This is a genomic window from Pseudarthrobacter sp. O4 (assembly GCF_050157025.1).
Classification (GTDB): Bacteria; Actinomycetota; Actinomycetes; order Actinomycetales; family Micrococcaceae; genus Arthrobacter.
This window is the reverse complement of record NZ_CP189591.1, coordinates 1,882,942-1,900,871: the sequence shown is the minus strand read 5'-3', so window position 1 is coordinate 1,900,871 and position 17,930 is coordinate 1,882,942. Positions and strand designations below refer to the sequence as shown.

Genomic DNA, 17,930 nt, shown 5'->3' with positions numbered 1-17,930 from the left:
TCCTATTCTTCCCTGCGCACACAGGGAGACTGCCCGCTTCCTGATTCATTATGTGTTCTATTGTTTGAAAATGTTTTATCGTGTACAAATAGACCATGACGCGAACCACGATGACCCGGCTGGCCGACGGCCGCGAGATCCTCTACTTTGACGACGCCGGATCAGCCGCGCGCCCCGCGGAATCCCTGGTGGACCACCGGGACCTGCCCGCCCGCCCCGAGCCAGGCGAGCTGCGCTTCGATGCGCTCAGCCGGGAATGGGTGGCCGTGGCCGCGCACCGGCAAGCGCGCACGCACCTGCCGCCGGCGGACCAGTGCCCGATCTGCCCCACGACGCCGGCCAACCAGACAGAGATCCCCGCGCCGGACTACGACGTGGCCGTCTTCGAAAACCGCTTCCCCTCGCTCGGTCCGGACGCGAGCCAAATCCCCTCGGCGCCGGTCTGGGGCACCACCGCACCCGCCGTGGGCCGTTGCGAAGTCGTGGCGTTCACCCCGGAGCACACCGGATCCTTCGCCGAACTCGGCTGGCGCCGCACCCGGACGGTGGTCGATGCCTGGGCCCACCGGACCGAGGCACTCAGCGCCCTGCCGGGCATCAAGCAGGTCTTTCCGTTCGAAAACCGGGGCCCGGAAATCGGCGTCACCCTGCACCACCCGCACGGGCAGATCTACGCCTACCCCTACGTGACGCCCCGTGCCGCGGTGCTGGCCGCCGCGGCCGGCGAATACTTCGACAACTCGGACGGCGCGGCGACCCTTACCTCCTCCCTGCTGCAGGCCGAACGCAGCGACGGCAGCCGGATGGTCCTCGAAGGCGAACACTTCAGCGCCTACGTCCCCTTCGCCGCCCGCTGGCCGCTGGAAGTCCACCTCGTCCCGCACCGCCAGGTCCCGGACCTCGCCGCCCTGAACGGGGGGGAACGCGACGAACTGGCGCAGCTTTACCCCGAGCTCCTCCGGCGCTTCGACGCCCTCTACCCGACGCCGACCCCCTACATCGCGGCCTGGCACCAGGCTCCGCTGGACCCGGGCATGCGCCGCGCAGGCCAGTTGCACCTCCAGCTGACCTCACCCCGCCGCGCCGCGGACAAACTCAAGTACCTGGCCGGCTCCGAAGCTGCCATGGGCGCCTTCATCAACGACACGACCCCCGAATCCGTCGCGGCCCGGCTACGCGAAGCCGCCGGCGTCGGGACCCCGGCCACCCTGACCCCGGAAGGCGCCCCCGCATGAACACGACACCACGCACCGACGCCCAGCCGGACAGCCTGGAGAACCGCTTCGAGGCCACCTTCGGCGCGGCCCCGGACGGCGTCTGGGCCGCCCCCGGCCGGGTGAACCTGATCGGCGAGCACACCGATTACAACGAGGGCTTCGTGCTGCCCTTCGCCATTGACAAGCGGGCGACGACGGCAGTCCGGCTCCGCAGCCACAGTAGAATCCGGCTGCTCTCAACCTTCGGCGACCAGGGCCTTGTCGAGGCCGACGCCGCCGCACTGACACCGGCCGCCGTCAAAGGCTGGGCCAAATACCCCCTCGGTGTGGTCTGGGCTTTGCAGCAGCACGGCATCGAGGTTCCCGGCTTCGACCTCCTGCTCGACTCCGACGTCCCGCTCGGCGCGGGATTGTCCTCCTCCCACGCGATTGAATGCGCCGTCATCACGGCCCTCAACGAGCTCACCGGGGCAGGGCTGTCCGCCGAGGAGATGGTCCGGCTGACCCAGCATGCGGAAAACGCCTTCGTCGGCGCACCGACCGGCATCATGGACCAGTCGGCGTCCCTGCGCGGCGCCAGCGGCCACGCCGTCTTCCTCGACTGCCGGGACCAGGCCGTGGAACTCGTGCCGTTCGAGGCGCAGCAGGCCGGACTCGTGCTGCTGGTCATCGACACGAAGGTCTCGCATTCCCACGCCGACGGCGGGTACGCCTCCCGCCGCGCGTCCTGTGAGCTCGGCGCCGAGGTCCTGGGCGTCACGGCCCTGAGGGATGTCGCCGTCGCGGACCTCGAGGAGGCCAGCGGCCTGCTCGATCCGGTCACCTTCCGGCGGGTCCGCCACATCGTCACCGAAAACGACCGCGTGCTGCAGGCCGTGGACACCCTCCGGTCCCAGGGCCCGGCCCACATCGGCGGCCTCCTCGATGCCAGCCACGCCTCCATGCGGGACGACTTCGAGATCTCCTGCCCGGAACTCGACCTCGCCGTGGACACGGCCCGCGCCCACGGCGCCATCGGCGCCCGCATGACCGGCGGCGGCTTCGGCGGCTCGGCCATCGCCCTCACCCCGGGGCAGGACGAGCGGCAGGTCCGTGACGCCGTCGTCCGCGCCTTCGCGGAAGCCGGGTTCACCGCGCCGGACATCTTTACCGTCACGCCGGCCGCAGGGGCGGAACGCATCCGATGAGAATTCTGGTTACTGGCGGCACCGGTTACATCGGTTCGCACACTGTGCTGTCCCTGCAGGAAGCCGGCCACGAGGTGGTGGTGATCGACAACCTGGTGAACTCCAGCGAGGAAGCCCTGCGCCGGGTCGCGGAACTCAGCGGCACCGCCGCGGTCTTCCACCACGTGGACCTGGTGGACGAGGCCGCCGTCGACGCCGTCTTCACCGGGCACCCCATCGACGCCGTCATCCACTTCGCCGGGCTGAAGGCCGTCGGCGAGTCCGTCCGCGAACCCCTGCGCTACTACCACAACAACCTCACCGGCACGCTGAACCTGCTCCGCGTGATGGACCGGCACGAGGTCCGCTCGATCGTCTTCAGCTCCTCCGCCACCGTCTACGGCGAGCACAACCCCAGCCCGTACCTGGAGAAGATGGAGATCGGCGCGAACAACCCCTACGGCCGGACCAAGGAACAGATCGAGGACATCCTCGCGGACCTCGGCGCCGCCGACCCCCGCTGGCACATCGCGCTGCTGCGCTACTTCAACCCGGTCGGCGCGCACCCCTCGGGCCGGATCGGCGAGGACCCGCAGGGCATCCCGAACAACCTCGTCCCGTTCATCGCCCAGGTCGCCGTGGGCCGGCGCGAGAAGCTGATGGTCTTCGGCGGCGACTACGACACCCCGGACGGGACCTGCCAGCGCGACTACATCCACGTCGTCGACCTCGCCGAAGGCCACGTCGCCGCGCTGGGGCACATCGCCGGCCGGGCCGGGGTGTACCGCTGGAACCTCGGCTCCGGCACGGGCTCCTCCGTGCTGGAAGTGCTCCGCGCCTTCGAAAAAGCCGCCGGCAAGACCATCCCGTACGAGATCACCGCCCGCCGCCCCGGGGACCTGCCCGCCTTCTGGGCCGACGCCTCCTCGGCCCTGGCGGACCTCAGCTGGTCCGCCACCCGCACCGTCGACGAAATGTGCGAAGACCACTGGCGCTGGCAAAAAAACAACCCCCAGGGCTATAACTCCTAGCACTTCCCTGCGTTGGTTTCACTCGTGGCTAAGTCGTGGGGCCCCGGTTAGGCCCCGGGGCCCCGGACCCCGCAGCCGCAGGACTGCCGGATCCGCAGTTCCGTGGGGAAGATCCGCTGTTCCGGCTCCTGGCCGCGGGACGTCCCCACCAGGGCGCTCACCGCCGCCTCGGCCATGATCCGGACCGGCTGTTCCACCGTGGTCAGGGCGGGCCAGCTGTATTCGGCCTCGGCGGAGCCGTCGAAGGAGGTCAGGGCGATGTCGCCGGGGACGTTGAGTCCGGCCTCGTGGATGGCCCGCAGGATGCCGATGGCCTGCATATCCGAGCTGGCAAAGATCGCCGTCGGCCGGTTGGGCGAGGCGAGCAGCCGCTGCCCCGCCGCGTACCCGCCGGAGCGGGTGAAGTCGCCGCGGACAATGGGGCCCTCCGGCAGCCCGGCCGCGGTGAGCGCCTGCAGCCAGCCATGTTCGCGGCGGTCAAAGTCGTTGGCGACGGTGGTGCCCATGGCCAGGGCGATATTGGTGTGCCCGTGGCCGATGAGGTGGTCCACCGCCATTTTGGCCCCGGCGGCCAGGTCCACGCCGACGCTGTTGAAGCCTGGGGCGTTGCCCCCGTGGTTCAGGAGCACCGCGGGGATTTCGGCCGATTCGAGCGCCTCCAGGTCCGGTTCAAACAGCACGCTGGCGAGGACAACCCCGTCCACCTGGCGTGAGGCGAGGTTGCGGATGTTCCGCCGTTCCTTGGCCAGGTTGCCGTCCGAGTTGGTCAGCAGCAGGGCGTAGCCGAGCTCGGCGGCGGCGTCCTCCACGGCGTGGGCCAGCAGGGAGAAGAACGGGTTGGAGTTGTCCGGGATGACCAGCCCGATGGTCTCGCTCGAACCCAGCTTCAGCGCCCGGGCGGCGGCGTTGGGGCGGTAGCCGAGGACCCGGATGGCATCCTGGACCTTGGCCTCGGTGGCCGGGGCCACCTTCTTGGGCCCGCCGTTGACCACATAGCTGACGACGGCGGTGCTCACCCCGGCATAGCGGGCGACATCCTTGCGGGTCACCGGGCTGCGGGGGGTGTGCACTGCCGAAGTCGTCATGGAATACATGCTAGCTACAGGGCGGACGGTGCATCGCCGAAATCACGGATCGGCAGGCGTTCACCGTTACGCAGGGCCGAAGCATGCGCCACGACGCCGGGCAGGGTGAACCGTGCCGCGACCCACGCGTTGACGGGAGGCAGGGTGCCCGTGTTGACCGCGGTGACGAAGTCGTCCACCAGGAACTGGTGGCTGCCCTCGTGCCCGTTGGGCGCACCGCGGAACTCCTCCGGCAGGCGGCTGCTGTCATGCACCGGCGCAAGCCCGGAAGTGAAGGCGTCCCGCAGTTCCGGGGCGACGCCGGCCAGGGACGGATCGTCCAGGGGGATGCTGGGCCGGGTTTCCATCTGGCCTGAGATGTCCTGGACGTCCTTCTTGTCCTGCCACACGGTCACATTGGCGAGCTGTTCGAAGCTCCCCTCGGTGCCGAAGAACCGGAAGCGCGATTCGCGGAGGTGCGAGGGGTAGCCCACCCGGCGCATCTCGTTGGTCCGCATCACCCCGCCGTCGTTCAGTTCGAAGAGCGCCGTGGCGTTGGAGAAGTCGTTGTTGAACATGCTGATGTCCTTGTCGAACACACCGTCCGCGCGGTCGTCCTTGACCCCGATGCAGCTGACGCTGATGGCGTGGGACGGCACGGCACCCAGGACACCGCCGATGGCGTGGGTCGGGTACAGCATGGGCGGGTAGCTGGCCGTTTCCTTCCAGTGCTCCCCGCCGCTGTACTGGTAGGCGTCATAGAAGCCCAGGTCCATGTCGTGGACGTAGTCGCCTTCGGCGTAGAAGATCCGGCCGAACCTTCCGGCCGCGTGCTGGCTGCGCGCGTAGACAGTGGCCGGGTTGTAGTAGCTGGTCTCGCCCATGGCGTAGACCAGCCCCGTCTCGCGGACAGCCTCGATGATCAGTGCGATCTCCTCCTCGGAGACCGCCATAGGGACCGCGGAGTAGACGTGCTTGCCGGCCCGCAGGGCCTGCACCACCAGCGGACCGTGCGTCCAGCGCTGGGTGAAGATGGCGACGGCGTCGACGTCGGACGCCAGCAGTTCCTCAAAACTGCCCTTGGTGCCATCCAGCCCCCACTGCTCCCGGCCGGCCGCGGCGCGTTCCGGCCGCTCGTCGACGGCGTATACCTCGCTGACTCCGGGGTGGAGCTTGAAGAGGTGGGCGAAATGGCCGCCGAACTGGCCAAGACCCACTACTCCGATTGAAAACGTCATTGTTTACCTTTCCTGATCCGCCCGGGCAACCGGGCCGGATGCCCGCCCGGGGGCTTCCGGACAGTTTCCCACCGGAATCTACTCGAGTCAATCAATTTCGCATCCGCCGGAGAATGTCTTGTTAAATACCGGAAAACTACTTGCTGGTCTGAATCTACTCGTGTAGATTCATGTTCCAGTTGTTATCCACATCACACCACCAGGAAGAGTCAACGATGACTACCATCACCAAGCTTCCGGATCCTGTGGCCGGCGGATCCAAGCCCTCGCATCGCGGAAAGGCAGGCAGGGCCGGAAAAACCGGCAGGGGACGCCGCCTCGGCGATCTCCGGATCGCCCTGCTGTTCATCCTCCCGGCAATGATCGGTTTCGTCGCGTTCTATCTGGTCCCCACGGTGCGCGGCATCTACCTCAGCTTCACGGAATACAGCATCCTGGGCGACCCCACCTGGATCGGCACCAAGAACTACACCGCCATTTTCGGCGACGAGCTGTTCTGGAACGCCATGGGAGTGACCGTGCAGTACGTCGGACTCAACATCGGCTTCCAGACCATCATCGCTCTCGGTTTGGCCCTCCTGATGCACCGGGTCGCCAAGTCCACGCTTATTCGCGGCGCACTGCTGCTGCCGTTCCTCGTGGCCAACGTCATCGTCGCCCTGCTGTGGTTTTGGATGCTGGACTACCAGATGGGCATCGTCAACGAGCTGATCAGCTGGCTCGGCCTGCCCCGCATCGCCTTCTTCGGCAGCGAGCAATGGGCCATCCCCACCATCGCCGGCGTCAACGTGTGGCGGCACATGGGATACACAGCGCTGCTGATCTTCGCCGGCCTGCAGTCCATCCCCAACCACGTCTACGAAGTCGCATCGCTCGACGGCGCGTCCCCCACCCGGACCTTCTGGAGCATCACGATGCCGCTCCTGCGCCCCGTGCTGGTGCTGGTCCTGGTGGTCACCGTGATCGGCTCTTTCCAGGTCTTCGACACCGTGGCCGTGACCACGGGCGGCGGCCCCATCAATGCCTCCCGCGTCATCCAGATGTACATCTACCAGAAGGCCTTCGGTGAATCCGACTTCGGCTACGCCTCGGCACTGTCCGTCATTCTCTTCGTCATTCTCGCTCTTGTGGCCTTCGTCCAGATGAAGTTCCTCAAGGGCAACGAATCGGATCTGGACTAAGGAAACCCAGCCATGACTACCTCCGCCCTTTCCCGCAAAAAGCCCGTCGGCACCACCGCCGTCCCTGGTGAGTCCGTCCGCGATGAGTCCGTCCCCAGCAAGGCCGTCAACAGGAAGCCCGTCAACCGGAAGCCCGTCAACTGGCGCCGCGTCGGCGCCTGGACCCTCGTCGCCGTCGCCGTCGCCGTGACGGTGGCACCGTTCCTCTGGATGCTCCGCACCGCGCTGTCGAGCAACCACTCACTCGCCGCCAACGCCGGCAACCTGCTTCCCGCCGACTTCAGCCTGGGCGCCTTCAAACGGGTCCTCGGCCTGCAGAGCCCCGAGGAGGCCATCGCCGACGGCGGCTCCGGCGCGGCGATCAACTTCTGGCTCTACCTGCGCAACTCCATCATCTTCGCGAGCGTCACCACCGCCGGTCAGGTGTTCTTCAGCGCGATGGCCGCGTATGCCTTCTCCCGGCTCCGGTGGCCCGGCCGGAACGTGGTGTTCTCCCTGTTCCTCGCCACGATGATGGTCCCGCCGATCTTCACCGCGCTGCCGAACTTCGTCATGATCAAGAACCTGGGCCTGCTCAACACCTTCGCCGGCATGGCGTTGCCGTTCCTCTTCATGACCCCGTTCGCCATCTTCTTCCTGCGGCAGTTCTTCCTGAGCATGTCACGGGAAGTGGAGGAAGCGGCCATGCTCGACGGCGCCAAGCACCTCCGGATCTTCTTCCAGATCGTGCTGCCCAACGCCGCCGCGCCGCTGGCCACGCTGGCCCTCCTGACATTCATCGGCCAGTGGAACGAGTACTTCTGGCCGCTGCTCGTGGGCCAGGACGAAAGCGTCCGCGTCCTCACCGTCGGCCTGGGCGTCTTCAGGTCCCAGTCCCCGCAGGGAGCCCCCGATTGGTCCGGCCTGATGGCCGCAACCCTGGTCGCCGCCCTGCCCGTCCTCCTGCTCTTCATCGCCTTCGGCAAACGGGTGGTCAACTCCATCGGCTTCTCCGGCATCAAGTAACGACCACCGAACACGCACTGCCCCCCAACACACGCCCCCTCAACACGCACTTCCACGAAAGGTCCACCATGAAGAAGACCATCGGCGTCGTCGCTGCCGCCGCAGCCATCGCCCTCTCCCTCTCCGCCTGCGGCGGTTCCGGCCCATCCGCCGAAGCCAAGGGCGAAATCAACTACTGGCTCTGGGATGCCAACCAGCTCCCGGCCTACCAGCAGTGCGCGGACGATTTCACCAAGGCCAACCCTGACATCAAGGTCAAGATCACCCAGCGCGGCTGGGACGACTACTGGACCACGCTGACCAACGGCTTTGTTTCCGGCACGGCCCCGGACGTCTTCACCAACCACCTCTCCAAGTACCCCGAGTACGCCGCGAAGAAACAGCTGCTCTCCCTCGATGACGCCGTGGCCAAGGACGGCATCAAGCTGGACAGCTACACCAAGGGCCTCCCCGAGCTGTGGGTCGGCCAGGACGGGAAGCGCTACGGCCTGCCCAAGGACTGGGACACGGTGGGCCTCTTCTACAACAAGGCCATGACGGACTCCGCCGGCCTGACCGCCGAGCAGATGGCGAACCTGGACTGGAACCCGCAGGACGGCGGCAGCTACGAGAAGGCAATCGCGCACCTGACCGTGGACAAGAACGGCGCCCGCGGCGACGAGGCCGGCTTCGACAAGAACAACGTCGCGGTTTACGGCCTCGGACTGGCCGGCGGCGGCTCCGGCCAGGGACAGACCGAGTGGAGCTTCCTGACCGGCACCACCGGCTGGACCGCCACGGACAAGAACCCGTGGGGCACCAAGTTCAACTACGACGACCCCCGGTTCCAGGACACCATCACCTGGTGGGCCGGCCTCACCGAGAAGGGCTACATGCCCAAGCTCGAGACCACCGTCGGCGCCAGCCTGGCGGACAACTTCGGTGCCGGCAAGGCCGCCATCAACACCACCGGCGACTGGCTGATCGGCCAGTACCAGAGCTACAAGGGTGTGGCGACCGCGTTCGCCCCGACCCCGAAGGGCCCCGAAGGCAAGCGCGCCAGCATGTTCAACGGCCTGGCCGACTCCGTCTGGGCCGGCACCAAGAACCCGGCCGCCTCGGTCAAGTGGGTCGAATACCTCGGTTCCACCGCCTGCCAGGACGCCGTGGCCAAGAAGGCCGTAGTGTTCCCGGCCGTCAGCAGCTCCTCCGAGATCGCCGCCAAGGCCTTCGCGGACAAGGGCACCGACGTTTCCGCCTTCACCACCCACGTCAAGGACAGCACCACGTTCCTGTTCCCGATCGCGGACAAGGCGGCCAAGGTGGACGGCATCATGAAGCCGGCCATGGACGCCGTCCTCTCCGGCAAGAAGCCGGCCAGCTCGCTCACAGAAGCCAACAACCAGGTCAACGCCCTCTTCAAGTAGGCCCATGCCTGACTGCGGCGCCGCCCGCAGCCACCCGCCCGGGTGCCGCCGCCTCCTCGCGGCGGCGGCACCCGGGGACTTCCCAGCCGCACCAACCCGCACCCCGCATCCCGCACTCCGCACGCCAAGACTCCCGCGTTCCCGGACGCATGCCGAACCACCGAAAGAGACCCGCCATGGATCCCCTGTACCTCCGCTCCGCCAGCACCAGCCTGGTGATCAGCTTCGACAGCGGGGAGGCCGAGATTATTCACTGGGGCTCCGATCTGGGCGTCGCACTTCCCGACCTGGCTATCCTCGGCGAGCCCGTCCCGCACTCCGCCGTCGACGCGGCGGTCCCCGCCGGGCTGCTTCCGCAGGCTTCCTCGAGCTGGCAAGGCCGCCCGGCCCTGCGCGGCCACCGGATCGCCGACGGCGTCCCCGGCTATGACTTCTCCGTCCGCCTCCGCGTGGCGGACGTGACGGCGGACGGTGCGGGCGCCGTCGTCGGGAATGCCGCGGTGCCTCATTCCGTGGTGCCTCATTCCGTGGTGATTGTCCAGGCAGACGCCGACGCCGGCATCAGCGTTGCGTCCTCCCTGAAGCTGCACGACGGCGGGCTGCTGGAACTCAGCCACACCGTCACCAACACCGGCAGCTCGCCCTTCCAGCTGGACGAGCTGGCCACAGTGCTCCCGGTGGCGCCGGACGCCGTCGAGCTCCTGGACCTGACCGGCCGCTGGTGCCGGGAACGCCACCCGCAGCGCCGCGCCATCCAGCAGGGCACCTGGGTCCGCACCGGCCGGCACGGCCGCACCGGGCACGACTCCTCGCTGCTCTTCGCCGCCGGCACCGCCGGTTTCGGGAACCGCCACGGCAGGGTCTGGGCGACGCACCTGGCGTGGAGCGGCAACCACGAACAGTTCGCGGACAGCGTCGCGGACGGGCGCACCATGATCGGCGGCTCGGAACTCCTCGGCCCGGCCGAGGTCATCCTGGCGCCCGGCGGCAGCTACACCACCCCCGCACTTTTCGCCGCGTACTCGGACCGCGGCCTCGACGGCGTCAGCGAAGCGTTCTACGCGTGGTTCCGGAACCGTCCGCACCACGTGCTGCCGGCCACCGCGACGGGCGCCGGGGCCGGAAAGCCGCGCCCGGTGGTGCTGAACACCTGGGAGGCCGTGTACTTCGACCACAACCTCACCACCCTGATCGAACTCGCGGACTCCGCGGCGGAGCTGGGCGTGGAGCGCTTCGTGCTCGACGACGGCTGGTTCCGCGGACGCCGTGACGATCACGCCGGCCTGGGCGACTGGTACGTGGACGAGGCCCTCTGGCCGGCAGGACTCACGCCGCTGATCGAGGCCGTCACGTCCCGCGGGATGGAGTTCGGCCTGTGGGTGGAACCGGAAATGGTCAACCTGGACTCCGATGTGGTCCGTGCCCACCCGGAGTGGATCGCGGGGCCCTCCGTCCAGAGCTTTAAGGACGGCGGCCGCCTGCCGCTGGAGTGGCGCCACCAGCACATCCTCGACCTCGTCAATCCCGACGCCTGGCAGTACATCTACGACCGCGTGGACGCGCTGCTGCGCGAGAACAACATCAGCTACCTCAAGTGGGACCAGAACCGGGACCTGCTGGAGCACGGCCACGCCGGCCGCGCCTCCGTCCATGAACAGACCCTCGCCGCCTACCGGCTGTTCGACGAGCTCCGCAAGGCCCACCCCGGCGTCGAGATTGAAAGCTGCTCGTCCGGAGGCGCCCGGGTGGACCTCGGGATCCTGGAGCGCACCGACCGGATCTGGGGCTCGGACTGCAACGACGCCCTGGAGCGGCAGACCATCCAGCGCTGGACCGGAATGGTGGTTCCGCCGGAGCTCGTCGGCGGACACATCGGCCCCACCACCTCACACACGACCGCCCGCACCCACGACCTCTCCTTCCGCGCCATCACGGCCCTGTTCGGCCACTTCGGGATGGAATGGGACGTCCGGCAGGTGCAGGGTGCCGAGCGCGGGGAGCTCAAGCGCTTCATCGGGCTCTACAAGGAGCACCGCGGGCTGATCCACAGCGGCCGGATGGTCCGCGCGGACGTGCCCGACGACGCCCTGATGCTGCACGGCGTGGTGGCCGGCTCGGCGGACGGCTCAGCGGGTTCAGGCGGCGCGGCCGGTGACGGTGCGGTGCCGGGTTCGACGGCGGCGCTGTTCGCGCTGGTCAGCACGCGGACCTCGTTCTCGGAGAAGCCCGGACGGGTCGCCATCCCGGGCCTTGCCGCCGACACCAATTACCGGGTGGAGGCCATCTTCCCGGCCCCGGGCGACACTCACTACAACCACACGTTCACCCAGGTCCAACCCCCGGCCTGGCTGGCATCCGGGGCCCAGGCCAACGGCCGCTTCCTGGCCGAGGTGGGCCTGCCCATGCCCATTCTCAACCCGGAGCACGCGCTGCTGCTGAAAGTCACCACCGTCGGCAGCTAGCCTCGGCCCGGGCTGGTAGCCGCGTATAGGCTCAGCCCTGCGGCAGCCGCAGCACGCCCATGGCCGCCAGCAGATAGGGCACGGGATCCGGGTCCTCCCCGGCGGCCCACCGTGTCCACGCCTCAAAAGTCGCCCCGATATAGGCGGCGCACAAATAGCCGGCGGTGTCTTCGTCGACGCCCGCCGCAGCGAGGTAAAGCCGGGCGCGCTCGCGCTGGGGCGCCAGCGAAGCGTAGCTCCGGCTTGCTAGCTCGGGATGTTCGGCGATCAGGCGCAGGCGTCCGCGCGTCACGGCGAGGTCGGGAAGCACTGCCGCCCCGGCCAGGGCCGCCATCCGCAGCCCGGACAGGATGTCCCCGTCAGCTGCAGCGTTGACCCGGGCGTGCTCAAGGACCAGCCCGGAGGCCTCAACCACCGGTTCGATCCCGCCCCAGATGAGATCGGCCTTGCTGGCGAAATATCGGTAGAGGCTCTTCCGGCCGATGCCCGACTCGCGTGCGATGTCTTCCATCGAGGTCTGCTCGTAGCCGCGCGCGGCGAACAGGCGCAACGCGATGCCGGCCACGGCGTCCGGGTCGATCGTCACCGGTCGCCCGGCGACACGTGTGACGGCGGGCGGCCGGTCTTCCTCAGGCATCCCACCAGTATCCACCCTTACATTATGACACGGCGTGTCATAAGCTAGCGGTGACACAATCTCCAACGTTCGGAAGGACATCATGGGCAACGAGGCTTCATGGCAGGAAACCACCACAACGGGCCGCTTCGCCGGCAGGACCGTCATCGTCACGGGCGCTGGCTCGGGGATCGGCCAGGCCACGGCCCTGCGCATCGCCAAGGAGGGCGGCAGGGTCATCGCCGCGGACATCAGCAAGGAACGCCTGGACGACCTCGTGGCCGAAAATGGCGGCTTGGACCTGGTTCCGGTGCCCGGCGACATCTCCACCGAAGAGACCGTCGCCGCCGTCGTCGCTGCCGCCGGCGGGCGAATTGACGCCCTCGCGAACGTCGCCGGCATCATGGACAACTTCGCCCCGATCCACGAAGTGGACGACGACCTGTGGGAGCGGGTCTTCAGGATCAACGTCACCGCTCTGATGCGCCTGACCCGTGCCGTAGTGCCGCTGATGCTCGAGGCAGGCGCCGGCTCTGTGGTCAACATCGCCTCCGAGGCGGGGTTGCGCGGTTCAGCCGCCGGCGCCGCCTACACCGCTTCCAAGCACGCCGTCGTCGGCCTGACCAAGAACTCGGCCGTGATGTACGGGCCGAAGGGGCTGCGCTTCAATGCCGTGGCCCCCGGCCCCACCATCACCAACATTGAGGCCAACTGGGGATCCCAGCTGGCGGCCGAACGACTCGGCCCGCTGATGCAGGCCACCATTCCGGCACCGGCCACCGCCGCGCAGCTGGCCGCCTCGATCACGTTCCTGCTCAGCGATGACGGCACCAACGTCAACGGCGCCATCCTCGCCTCCGACGGCGGCTGGTCCGCGCTGTGACTGTGTCCCGGAACCCTTGACAGTTCTCCGTCGCCGTCATATTCTACAACTAAATGGTTGTAGATCAGTTGAGTGATGCCGAACTTGACCGCCTGTTCCAGGCGTTCGCCGATGCCACCCGCCGGGACATCGTGCGGCGGGTGACGGTGGGGGAGTATTCGGTCTCCGGCCTTGCCGCCCTCTACGCCATGAGTTTTGCCGCCGTCCAGAAGCATGTGGCGGTGTTGGAACGCGCCTCCCTGATCACAAAGGAGAAGCGCGGAAGGGAGCAGATCGTGCGGGGCAATCATGAAGGCCTGCAGAAAGCCCGGCGACTGCTCGATGAGTACGAGGCGATCTGGCGGCAGCGCGCCGAGCGGATCGCAGACATTCTCGCTGAAGGATAGGAAGGGTTCTGCAATGACGGTTATCAGTTCCACCAAGAATCTTGAGGCACTCAGCTTCACCCTCGTGGCCGAGTTCGCCGCGGACGTTAAACGCGTCTGGCAGATCTGGGAAGACCCGCGGCAGCTTGAGCGCTGGTGGGGTCCGCCAACCTGGCCGGCTACCTTTGAGCAGCTCGACTTCGAGCCCGGAGGGAAAGCGGCCTACTACATGACCGGCCCCGACGGGGAGAAGGCCCGCGGCTGGTGGCGCATCACCTCCATCCAGGCCCCCACCCGGCTGGAGTTCGACGACGGTTTTGCCGACGAGAACGGTGCCCCGGTCGAGGCCATGGGCACCACTCACGCGACCGTCACGCTCGAGGAGATCGGCGACCGCACCCGGATGACCGTGCTGTCCACGTTCGAGTCCGAAGAGCAGATGAACCAGATGGTCGAGATGGGCATGGAAGAGGGCATGAAGGAAGCCGCCGGCCAGATCGACGCCATCCTGGCCGAGCACTCCCACGCCTGACCAGCCAACTGGAGCGGCGCCCGCCCAAGTGGCGCAACGCAAAGCGGACGACGGCGGGAGCTTCCGGCCGTCGTCCTCTTGCGTGTCGCCAAGTGCCCCTCAGCACTTGTATCCGGCGCGGGCCCGGGCCAGCATTGAACCGTTGGGGGGACCGGCGGCCAGTGACGCCGGCGCTCCGGAGGAGGTGCGGCAGCATGTCCCAACAGTTCCGCGGTTATCCCGATCCAGGGTTGCCGCCGCTAGTCAGCCAGACCGATTTCGCAGGCCTTCCGGGGCTGTGCCACCTGGCGGCCGCGGGGGAGACGCCCATGCTCGCCTCCCAGACGGCGCTCTTCAGCGAATTCATGCACGACAAGGCCCTGGGGATGGGCGGGCGGGAACGCATCTACGCCAAGGTCTCGCGGACTGCGGACTCGCTGGCCACCCTGCTTGGCTGCCGGCCGGCCGAGCTTGGATTCCCCCAAAACGTCGCGCAGGCCGTGAACATGGTGGCGCGCAGCATCGACGTTCCCGGTGGAAACGTGGTCATGCCGCAGTGGGAATACCCGTCCGATATGTATCCGTGGCGGACTGGCACGAGTATGGAAATCCGCCTGGTCCGGAGCCCGGACCATCTGATGGATCCACAGCGTTTCGGCGACGCTGTGGACCCTGCGACCCGGGCGATCGTGACCAGCCTGGTCTCGTATTACACCGGCGAGCTGATCGACCTGAATGAATACCGCGCGATTGCGGATTCCTGCGGCGCGGTGCTGATCGTGGACGCATCCCAGGCCTTGGGTGTTGCGAGTTTCGACATTTCGCTGGCTGATTTCGCCGTCGCGTGCGGTTACAAGTGGGCCCTGGGCACCCACGGCGCCGGAGTCGCGTACTGCAACGCCGCCCGTCAGCCCGGCTGGCAGCCGCGGGAATCCGGCTGGACCTCTGCGGTGTGGGTCGATGCGGACGTTCGGGACACCTCGATTACTCCGGTCCGGGACGGGCGGCGCTTCGAACTCGGCAACCCGGCCGCCCTGTGCGTACAGATCCTGGGAGCCGGCATCGACTACCTGCACGCCAGCGGGCTGGCCAGAATCGAGGCCCATGTGCGGGCACTGACCGACGTTTTGTGGACTGAGCTCGATGCCCTGGGGATGCGCATGCTCACCCCGGCTGACTCCGCCAAACGGGCAGGAATCGTCGCGTTCGAGGTCGACGACGAGGGCGTTTGGCGCCGCGGACTTGAGGCCCACGGTGTGCTCGCCTGGACCGGAGACAAACGGGTGCGAATTTCGCCCCACCTCTACAACGGAATGGCGGATATCCGGCAGGCCATCGAGGCCGTCGGGGCTGTCCGGAAAGCAGTTGGGAAAGGCGGTCCTCCTGCGTGATCTACTGAAAACTACCTAGCCGCCAGAGGTGTTTCAACGACCCCTAGAAATCGCCGCTCCCGCCGTCGTCCTCATACATTTTTTGCACGTCGCCCACCCCCCAATGGCTGGGCGACAGACCACGTCCTAGGCGACCTTGGCAAGGGCTTCCTCGACGATGTGTTCGGCGATGGCGAGGGAAGCCGTTGCCCCGGGGGAGGGGGCGTTGCGGACCTGGACAAGCCGCCCGGTACGGCGGATCACAAAGTCATCAACCAGGCCGCCGTCCGCGTTCAGGGCCTGCGCCCGGATGCCGCGGACTCCCTTGACGACGTCCGCTGCCTCGATGGCCGGCACGAACTTCCGGGCTTCCTCCACGAAAGCCTTCTTGCTGACTGCCGTGCGGACCTGCTGGAGGGTCGCCGGGATGTTAGCGGCCGCGAATTTCCAGAAGCCGGGGTAGCCCAGCGTATCCGCGAGATCGCGGAGGTTGGGGGCGTTGTTCCGGTAGTTCTCCCGGGAGAGGGAAAGGAACGCGTTGGGTCCGAGCATGACGGCGCCGTCGACGCGTTTGGTCAGGTGCACACCCAGGAAGGGGTAGCGCGGGTCCGGTACGGGGTAGATGAGCCCGTTGACGAGAGCGGACCGCTCCGGCCTCAGGAGGAAGTAGTCGCCGTAGAACGGCACGATCTGGGGTCCCTCGTTCTTCTTCCCGGAGGTACCCGTCCGGTCGGTGACCGCGTTGGCGAGCCTGTCGGACTGCAGGCCCGCACAGGTGATGACCAGGTCGAAGGCCTCTGCATCGAAGCCGGAGCCCGAGATCCGGACCTCGGACCCGGTCACGTCCAGTCCGGTGACGGCGGTGCCGAGCCGGATCTGGCCGCCGGCCGCCTCGACGTCCCTGCCCAGCGACCGGGTCAGCCCGGGGTAGTCGATGATGGCCGTGTGCGGCGAGTGCAGGGCGGCGATGCCTCCGGTGCAGCCGGGTTCCAGTTCACGGAGCCTGTCCCGGCCGACGATGGCGACATCCGGAACCCCGTTGGCCTTGGCCCGTTCGAAGATGCTGTGCAGCCGGTCGAGTTCGTTGTTGTTGTGGGCTACGACGACCTTCCCGCATTCGTCATAGGCAATGGTGTTCTCGGCGGCGTATTCGGCCAGCAGGTCCACCCCGCGCCGGCACAGCCGGGCTTTGAGGGAGCCGGGCTCATAGTAAAGGCCCGCGTGGACCACGCCGGAGTTGTGGCCCGTCTGGTGTCCGGCCAGACCGGACTCCTTCTCAAAAAGGGTGACCTCGGCGCCGTCGACCATGCGGGACAGCTGCCGGGCGACGGCGGTTCCAATGATTCCGCCGCCGATCACTGCTATTCGATTCGTTGTCATTGCTTTTCTTCCGTTGCTGAAATGATGGTGAAGTGAAAAAACTGAGCCGCAGTTCGTCCCTGACCGATCAAGCCGTGGAGCTTTTTCGTGAGGCGATTACTTCCGGCGAGCTGGTCGCAGGTGAAACGTATTCAGCCAGCAGCCTGGGTGAGCGCATCGGCGTCTCCAGGACCCCGGCCCGGGAGGCACTGCTCCAGCTGGCCCGTGCCGGGATGATCCGGATCGACAAGAACAAGGGCGCCACCATCCTCGCGACCACGCTCACCGATCTGGTGGAGGTCTTCCAGATCCGGCTGATGCTTGAAGTACCGGCCGCGGCCAAGGTTGCCCGGACGGTCTCCGAGGCCGGAATGAGTAAAATCCTCGCGTGCTTTGCCCATATGCAGGCCGCTGCCGATGAGGACGATGCGGAGGCAACCCTGCGGGCCGACCGTGATTTCCACCTGCAGATCATGGAGAATGCGGGGAACGCGAAATTGGTCGATGTCCTGGAAAACCTCCGCAACCTGGTCCTGACCAGGGGAGTGGGGACGGCCCCGGCCGCCCGATCCTGCCAGGAGGTCGTTGATGACCACCTCGACATTGTCGATGCGATCTCAGCGCACGACGGACCGGCCGCGGCTGCCGCCATGCGCCGCCACATCCTCAATACCGCCCAGCTGCTGATTACGCAGGAGGCTGGGGACAACGAGGAGTTCGACGCCGGCGCCCTCGCCGCGGCCCTGCGGTGGCCCAACGACTTCTCCTGAGCCGCCGGCGAGCACCCCGTTCCTGGGCGGTCATCTGCCGGAGCCTCTCCAGGCGCGCGGCTGGGTCCGCTGCCGAAGATGTAGCAGTCGTACCACTCAATCGTGGTGCCGATCATCGAGACCGCTGCGACTCTCCGGGGAAAATAGTGCTGACTGAACCGGTCTGGGTGCTCATAGGGGCTCCATTGCCTTTCGGTACTGGGAAAGCTAATCGCCTCATATAGAATGCCTGCATGTAACATGCAAGTCAACCGCGAGGCCATATTTCGCGGCCCTCGCCGAGGCC

General features: G+C 67.4%; 16 protein-coding genes. 12 read left to right on the top strand and 4 right to left on the bottom strand.

The window, feature by feature from the left end; translation table 11 throughout:
- The first annotated feature begins 95 nt into the window (after positions 1–95).
- The 3 genes from galT to galE are packed head-to-tail and all read left to right on the top strand — an operon-like array spanning position 96 to position 3,414.
- The gene (gene galT, locus ACQCSU_RS08735; RefSeq protein ID WP_426979347.1) at positions 96–1,235 is read left to right on the top strand and encodes a galactose-1-phosphate uridylyltransferase; all 1,140 of its coding nucleotides are present in this window, start codon (positions 96–98) and stop codon (positions 1,233–1,235) included.
- Entirely contained in the window at positions 1,232–2,404 is a 1,173-nt protein-coding gene (gene galK, locus ACQCSU_RS08730) for a galactokinase (RefSeq protein WP_426979346.1), read from the top strand. The genes galT and galK overlap by 4 nt, the downstream gene beginning before the upstream one ends.
- Entirely contained in the window at positions 2,401–3,414 is a 1,014-nt protein-coding gene (galE, locus tag ACQCSU_RS08725) for a UDP-glucose 4-epimerase GalE (RefSeq protein WP_426979345.1), read from the top strand. Before galK ends, galE begins: the two co-directional genes overlap by 4 nt.
- A 47-nt stretch (positions 3,415–3,461) precedes the next feature.
- On the opposite strand, the gene ACQCSU_RS08720 is transcribed toward galE, so the two are convergent.
- Positions 3,462–4,508, bottom strand: a complete 1,047-nt coding sequence (locus ACQCSU_RS08720) for a LacI family DNA-binding transcriptional regulator (protein ID WP_426979344.1) — start codon at positions 4,506–4,508, stop codon at positions 3,462–3,464.
- Positions 4,509–4,513: 5 nt separating this feature from the next.
- A complete protein-coding gene (locus ACQCSU_RS08715; protein ID WP_426979343.1) occupies positions 4,514–5,716 on the bottom strand; it encodes a Gfo/Idh/MocA family protein in 1,203 nt (400 codons plus the stop codon).
- 215 nt (positions 5,717–5,931) lie between these two features.
- Here ACQCSU_RS08715 and ACQCSU_RS08710 point away from each other — a divergent pair, with 215 nt between their 5' ends.
- From ACQCSU_RS08710 to ACQCSU_RS08695, 4 genes are all read left to right on the top strand, one after another.
- Positions 5,932–6,897 carry a carbohydrate ABC transporter permease gene (locus ACQCSU_RS08710; RefSeq protein ID WP_426979342.1) on the top strand — a complete coding sequence of 322 codons (966 nt, stop codon included), beginning with the start codon at positions 5,932–5,934 and terminating at the stop codon, positions 6,895–6,897.
- 12 nt (positions 6,898–6,909) lie between these two features.
- Positions 6,910–7,902, top strand: a complete 993-nt coding sequence (locus tag ACQCSU_RS08705) for a carbohydrate ABC transporter permease (RefSeq protein WP_426979341.1) — start codon at positions 6,910–6,912, stop codon at positions 7,900–7,902.
- A 68-nt stretch (positions 7,903–7,970) separates the two neighbouring features.
- A complete protein-coding gene (locus ACQCSU_RS08700) occupies positions 7,971–9,308 on the top strand; it encodes an ABC transporter substrate-binding protein (protein ID WP_426979340.1) in 1,338 nt (445 codons plus the stop codon).
- Positions 9,309–9,484: 176 nt separating this feature from the next.
- On the top strand, positions 9,485–11,770 hold the full coding sequence (locus ACQCSU_RS08695; RefSeq protein WP_426979339.1) for an alpha-galactosidase: 2,286 nt from the start codon (positions 9,485–9,487) through the stop codon (positions 11,768–11,770).
- Positions 11,771–11,801: 31 nt separating this feature from the next.
- Here ACQCSU_RS08695 and ACQCSU_RS08690 read toward each other — a convergent pair whose 3' ends face one another.
- Entirely contained in the window at positions 11,802–12,407 is a 606-nt protein-coding gene (locus ACQCSU_RS08690) for a TetR/AcrR family transcriptional regulator (RefSeq protein ID WP_426979338.1), read from the bottom strand.
- A gap of 82 nt (positions 12,408–12,489) precedes the next feature.
- Here ACQCSU_RS08690 and ACQCSU_RS08685 point away from each other — a divergent pair, with 82 nt between their 5' ends.
- The 4 genes from ACQCSU_RS08685 (at position 12,490) to ACQCSU_RS08670 (ending at position 15,536) form a co-directional block, all read left to right on the top strand.
- Entirely contained in the window at positions 12,490–13,269 is a 780-nt protein-coding gene (locus ACQCSU_RS08685; protein ID WP_426979337.1) for an SDR family NAD(P)-dependent oxidoreductase, read from the top strand.
- A 53-nt stretch (positions 13,270–13,322) separates the two neighbouring features.
- The gene (locus tag ACQCSU_RS08680; RefSeq protein ID WP_426979336.1) at positions 13,323–13,655 is read left to right on the top strand and encodes an ArsR/SmtB family transcription factor; all 333 of its coding nucleotides are present in this window, start codon (positions 13,323–13,325) and stop codon (positions 13,653–13,655) included.
- 13 nt (positions 13,656–13,668) lie between these two features.
- A complete protein-coding gene (locus ACQCSU_RS08675; RefSeq protein ID WP_426979335.1) occupies positions 13,669–14,166 on the top strand; it encodes an SRPBCC family protein in 498 nt (165 codons plus the stop codon).
- A 194-nt stretch (positions 14,167–14,360) separates the two neighbouring features.
- Positions 14,361–15,536, top strand: a complete 1,176-nt coding sequence (locus tag ACQCSU_RS08670) for an aminotransferase class V-fold PLP-dependent enzyme (protein WP_426979334.1) — start codon at positions 14,361–14,363, stop codon at positions 15,534–15,536.
- A 126-nt stretch (positions 15,537–15,662) separates the two neighbouring features.
- Here the strand turns inward: ACQCSU_RS08670 and lhgO are convergent, their stop codons facing one another.
- Positions 15,663–16,895: an L-2-hydroxyglutarate oxidase gene (gene lhgO / locus ACQCSU_RS08665; RefSeq protein WP_426979333.1), complete on the bottom strand. Its 1,233-nt coding sequence runs from the start codon at positions 16,893–16,895 to the stop codon at positions 15,663–15,665.
- A 32-nt stretch (positions 16,896–16,927) separates the two neighbouring features.
- Between lhgO and ACQCSU_RS08660 the strand changes: the two genes are divergently transcribed.
- Entirely contained in the window at positions 16,928–17,644 is a 717-nt protein-coding gene (locus ACQCSU_RS08660; RefSeq protein WP_426979332.1) for a GntR family transcriptional regulator, read from the top strand.
- The last annotated feature ends 286 nt before the right edge of the window (positions 17,645–17,930 follow it).